The following is a 1,862-nucleotide window of genomic DNA, read 5'->3' on the forward strand; positions in this document are numbered from 1 at the left end:
GGATCGAAGCGCGGATCGGACGCAGCCATGAGCTCGCCGAGCGCGTCGTCTCAGGCAGCCTCGACATCGCGCTGGCCTGGCACGACGGCACGATCCTGCCCTACAGCCGGCATGTCGCCGAGGTGCAGGCGCGCTGGATCGGCCCGGCTAAACCGATGCAAGCCGGCCACAATGGTGAAGCGCTGCCGCTGGTGTTGTTCGAGGCGCCATGCCTGCTGCGCACCGTGGCGACCGAGACGCTCGACCGCGCCGGCCTCGCCTGGCGCATGGCGTTCTCGAGTCCCAGCCTCGGCGGCATCTGGGCGGCGGTCGCCGCGGGTCTCGGGCTGACGATCCGCACCGATATCGGCCTGCCAGCCACTGTCAGGGCGATCGCGCCGGGCGTGCTCGGGCTGCCGCTCCTGCCGATGATGGCGCTGCATCTGCACCAGAAGGATGCCGAGCTCGATCCGGTGGCGGCACGGCTGGCAGAGATATTGCTGGAGGCGGCGCTGGATACGCTGCCGGAGGGAGCGCGTTTCGGCGAGGGCTTGCGAGCGGTCGCGTAGGTTCCAAGCCATTCTTCATCCTCGAGCGGAGCAAGGAGCGAAGCGACACGGCACAGACCCGTGAATGACGACGGGAGGGGCGCTGCCGACCCTTTCCCACAAAGGGCTCAGCGCTTCTTCGCCCGACCTGCGAAAGGATTCTCCGAGGTGCGCAGCGCCATGCGGATCGGCACGCCGGGCATGTCGAAAGCATCACGCAGGCTGTTCGAGAGGTAGCGGACATAGGATTGCGGCATCGCGTCCGGGCGCGAGCAGGAGACGACGAAACCCGGCGGCCGGGTTTTTGCCTGCGTGACATATTTGATCTTCAGCCGGCGGCCGGCGACGGCGGGCGGCGGATGATGCGCCAGAATGCCTTCCAGCCAGCGGTTGAGCTTGCCGGTCGAGACGCGGCTGTTCCAGACCTTGTGCGTCTTGATGACGGCGTCCATCAGCCGATCGAGGCCGCGCCCGGTCTCGGCAGAGACCGTCACCGCCTGAATGCCGCGCACTTGGGGAAGCAACCGCTCGGTCTTTTCGCGCAGCTCGGCCAGAAGCTCCTGCGGGTTGTCGATCAGGTCCCATTTGTTGAAGGCGATCACCGGCGCGCGGCCTTCGCGAATGATCAGGTCGGCGATTTGCAGGTCCTGCTTCTCGAAGGGGATGGTGGCGTCGAGCACGATGATGACGATCTCGGCGAAGCGGATAGCGCGCAGGCCATCCTGCACCGAAAGCTTCTCTAGCTTTTCCTGGACTTTGGACTTGCGCCGCATGCCGGCGGTGTCGAACAGCTTTATCCGGCGGCCGCGCCAGTCCCAGTCGACCGAGATGGAATCGCGGGTGATGCCGGCCTCGGGTCCGGTCAGCAGCCGCTCCTCGCCGATCAGCGCATTGATCAGCGTCGACTTGCCGGCATTGGGGCGGCCGACCACGGCTATGCGCAGCGGCTTGGTCTCGTCATAGGCCGGCTCGGCGTCGGGGTCGGCGATATCCTCGCCGATAAGCACCTCGCTCACGGCGATCTCATCGCCCGGCTGTTGCGCGTCCTCGCCGAAGGCGCGTTCCTCGCCGAGTGCCGCGATCACCGCATCGCGCAGATCGGGCATGCCTTGGCCATGCTCGGCCGAGACGGGGATCGGCTCGCCGAGGCCGAGTTCCCAGGCTTCCAGCATGCCGCCTTGCGCGCCTCGCGCTTCCGCCTTGTTGGCCACCAGCACCACCGGCTTGCCGGATTTGCGGACCACGTCGGCGAAGGTCCGGTCGTCGGGCATCAGGCCCGACTTGGCATCGACGGTGAAGAAGATCAGGTCGGCCTCGCGGATGGCGATCTCGGTC

Annotated in this window: 2 protein-coding genes; one reads left to right on the forward strand and one right to left on the reverse strand. The window is 67.1% G+C overall.

Annotated elements, in window-relative coordinates:
• Positions 1-548 (forward strand): LysR substrate-binding domain-containing protein (locus tag EOA60_RS31095; RefSeq protein ID WP_245502655.1); only part of this gene is annotated, 548 nt, incomplete at its 5' end.
• 107 nt (positions 549-655) lie between these two features.
• Here the strand turns inward: EOA60_RS31095 and der are convergent.
• Positions 656-1,862 (reverse strand): ribosome biogenesis GTPase Der (der, locus tag EOA60_RS31100; protein ID WP_128312483.1); only part of this gene is annotated, 1,207 nt, incomplete at its 5' end.

The sequence above is a fragment of the Mesorhizobium sp. M1A.F.Ca.IN.020.06.1.1 genome, assembly GCF_004023265.1.
In the GTDB taxonomy this organism is placed as follows: Bacteria; Pseudomonadota; Alphaproteobacteria; order Rhizobiales; family Rhizobiaceae; genus Mesorhizobium.